This window comes from uncultured Meiothermus sp., assembly GCF_937863175.1.
In the GTDB taxonomy this organism is placed as follows: domain Bacteria; phylum Deinococcota; class Deinococci; order Deinococcales; family Thermaceae; genus Meiothermus.
In genome coordinates, this window is record NZ_CALMCQ010000304.1 from 1 (window position 1) to 3928 (window position 3928).

The window sequence follows — 3928 nt, forward strand, 5'->3', positions numbered from 1 at the left end:
ATGGCGCCCCGCGTTTTTTCCGACGCCTGGCACCGGGCGTGTTCGACGAAGAAGACCTCAAGGCCCAGGCTGCCGACCTGGCCCAGTTTGTCCGGGACGCCATCAGCCACTACGGCCTGGTCGCCAGCAGGTTATATGCGCTGGGGTACTCCAACGGTGCGAACATCGCTGCAGCCTTGATGCTACTACACCCGGAGGTACTGGCCGGGGCGGTTTTACTGCGTCCGGTGTTGCCTTTAGAGGCAGAACCCCTCCCCAATCTGGCTGGGAAGGTAGCCTTTTTGGCTGCCGGAACCCAGGATCCCTGGTCGCCCAGCGGGCGGGTGCAGGCTCTGGCCGACCGTCTGGAACAGGCGGGAGCCAGGGTACAACTGCGCTGGCAGCAGGGGGGTCACCAGCTTTACCCAGAGGAACTGGCGGCAGCGAAAGCATGGCTGACTCAAAATCTTGCATAGAGCGGTTTACGGAAAGGATACCGAGACTCCCACAGATTAAAACGCCGTGCAGAGCTCAATTTTCCCGCTGATGCCGGTAAAAATAGAGACAAGCGCGATAGACTGTCGCCGTGGACTTCGACTTTGCCAGCCTGCAACCCCGGGAGCGCTACAAGCTCTTAACCGGACTGGTAGTGCCCCGTCCCATCGCCTGGGTGACCAGCCTTAACGCCGATGGCTCGGTGAACGCGGCACCCTTCAGTTTCTTCAACGCGATGGGTTCCGACCCGGCCTTGCTGGTAATTGGCGTGGGCAACCACCATCCCCGGCGACCCAAGGATACTGCCGCCAACATCAAGCGTAGCGGGGTATTTGTGGTTAATCTGGTGAGCGAGACCCTGGCCGAGGCAATGAATTTAACTGCTGCCGAATTCCCAGAAGATATCAGCGAGGTCGAGGTTGCGAGCCTCCCAACCCTACCCTCGGTGCATATTGCGGTGCCGCGACTGGCCCAGGCTCCAGCAGGGTTCGAGTGCAGACTGCATTCGGTGCTCGAGATTGGTCGCAACCGCATGATGATTGGAGAGGTACTGGCGGCTTTTGTGCAGGAACATCTGGTTGCCGATGTGGAAAAGCTGCACCTGAGGACCCACGAACTCCGCCTGATTGGACGTATGGGAGGGCGGGGTGGCTATGTGCGTACCACCGACGTATTCGAGATGCCCAGGGTGAGCTACGAGGAGTGGAAGGGGAAAAGCGGGAAGGAGCCCTAGGGCTCCTTCCGCCGGGCTCCGGTGTTCCAGGCCAGATGTTCGGCGATGCGGGGGAACCAGCGGGCCAGCAGGTCGAACAGGTGCAGCTGCCAGGGTACAAACTTAGCCCTGGCATCGTGCTCGAGGGCCCGCACAATACCCAGGGCAGCCTGCTGTGAAGTGATCTCGGGAATAAACCGCCCTACCCTGGGGATGCGGTTCTCGGTGCAGGTGTTGCGGGTGAAGTACTCGCTGTCGCTGATCTTGCCAGGGAAAAAGGCACAAACCTGGAGCTTGCTGTGGTAGAGGTCGGCCCGCAGGGCTTCGGTGAAACCATTCAGGGCCCAGCGGGCCGCCATATAGCCGGTGGCGCCTGGCCAGACCAGCCGACTGGCCGGCGAGCAGACGGTGAGGATCAGGCCACGGTTCTGCTGCAACATTGCAGGCAGAAAAACCCGGGTCAGGTACGCTGCGCTGAAGTAGGGGGTGTCCATCAAACGCTGGAGGTCTTCGATGGGGGTCTCGTCCAGAAAGCGCCACGCACCGGCTCCGGCGCTGTGAATCAGAATGTCGGGGGTGCCCAGTTCGCGCAGGACTTGCTCGCCCAGGCGTCCGGCCTGCTGGGGGTTGCTAAGGTCGGTGGGAAAGGCCCAGGCCTGTCCGCCTGCTGCACGAATTTGAGCGGCGATCTGCCCCAGTTCCTGTTCTCTGCGGGCTACCAGCACCACCCTGGCGCCTCTTTTGGAAAGTTCAAACGCGCTGGCCTTGCCAATTCCACTGCTGGCCCCACTGATGATGCAAAGGCTTCCGGCGATCTTCATAGCTCGATCAGAGTGTATCCAAAAGCGTTGATCACTCGAACCCCCTCGAGGCTCCTGTACTCCCGTGTGGGTTGGGCTTCGTATAGGTGGATGTGGCCATGGACATGGATTTTAGGGTGGTATAGACGGTGAAACAAACCCAACGCAGTACTGCCCCGATGGGGAAAATCGGCTCCGGCATTGGGGCCGGGGGGCGGGGCGTGGCTGAGCAGGATATCCACCCCATGTCCGGTGAGCAGGCGGCGGCCCATCAGCACCGGATACCACGACAAGAAACGGGTCTGGGCTTCGGCTTCGTTGTACTGCCCAATCTCACGGTTGTTGTAACGAGGGCAGCCCCCCCAGCCCGCCACCCTGATTCCGGCGACATCCACAATACGCCCGTGGGCCTTGATGGCGCCGCCCGGGGCGGTCAGGTTGCCCAGATAGTCCTGTACGTATTCTTCTTTGTGGTTGCCATGCACATAGACCACTGGAACCGTTACCTTGGTGGCGACAAACTCGATAAAACTGCCAGGTAAATCACCAGCCACCAGCACCAGTTCAAAGCCAGGCAGGTTGCTGGGAAAACGCTCCTGATGGATGAATGGGTGAATCTGGTCGGAGAGAGCTAAAATGCGCACTACAGCAGACTCCTGCATACAGAAAGTAGCGGTGCAGCAACCTGGTTGTGAAGCTCGAGCATTTAATAGAATCAGACTCGGCCCGGGTACAGTCTAAGCTGCGGCCTGTTGAGTTTGTCAAACCTGAAATGCCCGCTTGCCACCTGCACAGAGCACAGGCGCAGCACCCAGCGCATTTCCCAGGAATCGGCGGTACAGGTTGTAAGTGTACCGTACGGCCTGTTGGTGAGAGCGGCAACCGTATGCCGGGCCGAATGCCGCGACACCCCTATTCTGGAAACACACCGACTCTGCTTTCAGACGGGTAGCGGGGCCGTGCACGGGCCACCTGTTTAGTGCGGATGTTGATCTTTGCAGGTGTAATGGCAGGGGGGTAGAAATGGGTGCTTTTGCACCGGGTCGGTTCAAATAGCAGGGTGATCGGGATGGCCTGGCGTTAGTATCGTCAGAATGAAACAGACCATTCCAGCGGTCTGCCTCGAGGCCCAGCCGATGCACCGGGTCTGGGGCGGGTCGCATATTGCCGAAAGACTTCATCTGCACAGGGAAGACCCCATCGGGGAGCTCTGGCTGGCTTACGACCAGAACCGTATTCGCTCGGGGCTGTTGGCCGGTAGAACCCTGGCAGAGGTGCTGCCCGAACTGGGAGCTGGTTTTATCGGAAAGACCCCTTACCACAAGTATGGCCTCGAGCTACCCCTACTGATCAAATTTCTAGATGCGGCGGAGTGGCTCTCGGTACAGGTACACCCCGACGATGCCTATGCCCACACCGTAGAAGCTACCAGCGGTTTTCATGGCAAGACCGAGGCCTGGTACATCCTGGGGGGCGAGGGCCAGATCGTCTATGGCCTGCTCGAGCCGATAGAGCGTGAAAACCTGGCCAGGGCCGCCCAGGATGGCACCCTTTGGGATCGGCTTCAGCGTGAATGGGTGGTATCGGGACAGGTAATTCCGGTTCCGGCAGGAACCATCCATGCCCTGGGGCCTGGACTGGTGCTCTACGAAGTGCAACAGCGCTCCGACCTGACCTATCGCCTCTACGACTATGGGCGGCCCCGCGAGCTCCATCTGGAAAAAGGGCTGAACGTAGCCAAACTCGAGCCCACCCCACTTCCCCAGCCGACCCCTTTGCCCGCCCACCACAAGGAAATCCTGCTGGCCTGTGAGGCCTTTGTGCTCGAGCGCTATCACCTGCGGGGCAGGCTTACCCTGGAGGCTCCCGAGGACAGTTTCTTGCTCCTGACCCTGATTGTGGGGGGGGCAGAATGGCTAGAAGGGTCGCTCTCCTGGGGTGA

At 60.2% G+C, this 3928-nt stretch carries 5 protein-coding genes; 3 read left to right on the forward strand and 2 right to left on the reverse strand.

Going from position 1 to position 3928, the window contains the following annotated elements; translation table 11 throughout:
• Positions 1–455 (forward strand): alpha/beta hydrolase (locus tag Q0288_RS11610; protein ID WP_299430571.1); only part of this gene is annotated, 455 nt, incomplete at its 5' end.
• 110 nt (positions 456–565) lie between these two features.
• Positions 566–1207, forward strand: coding sequence for a flavin reductase family protein (locus Q0288_RS11615; RefSeq protein WP_299430573.1), 642 nt, complete (start codon positions 566–568; stop codon positions 1205–1207).
• On the opposite strand, the gene Q0288_RS11620 is transcribed toward Q0288_RS11615, so the two are convergent.
• The gene (locus Q0288_RS11620) at positions 1204–2007 is read right to left on the reverse strand and encodes an SDR family NAD(P)-dependent oxidoreductase (RefSeq protein ID WP_299430575.1); all 804 of its coding nucleotides are present in this window, start codon (positions 2005–2007) and stop codon (positions 1204–1206) included. The genes Q0288_RS11615 and Q0288_RS11620 overlap by 4 nt on opposite strands.
• Positions 2004–2630: a metallophosphoesterase gene (locus tag Q0288_RS11625; RefSeq protein WP_299430577.1), complete on the reverse strand. Its 627-nt coding sequence runs from the start codon at positions 2628–2630 to the stop codon at positions 2004–2006. The genes Q0288_RS11620 and Q0288_RS11625 overlap by 4 nt, the downstream gene beginning before the upstream one ends.
• 450 nt (positions 2631–3080) lie before the next feature.
• Between Q0288_RS11625 and Q0288_RS11630 the strand changes: the two genes are divergently transcribed.
• A partial coding sequence (locus Q0288_RS11630; protein ID WP_299430579.1) for a type I phosphomannose isomerase catalytic subunit occupies positions 3081–3928 on the forward strand: 848 nt, incomplete at its 3' end.

Bases quoted from the DNA above. Each gene is read 5' to 3' on its own strand.
- Q0288_RS11620 (WP_299430575.1), bottom strand. From the start codon at position 2,007: ATGAAGATCGCCGGAAGCCTTTGCATCATCAGTGGGGCCAGCAGTGGA.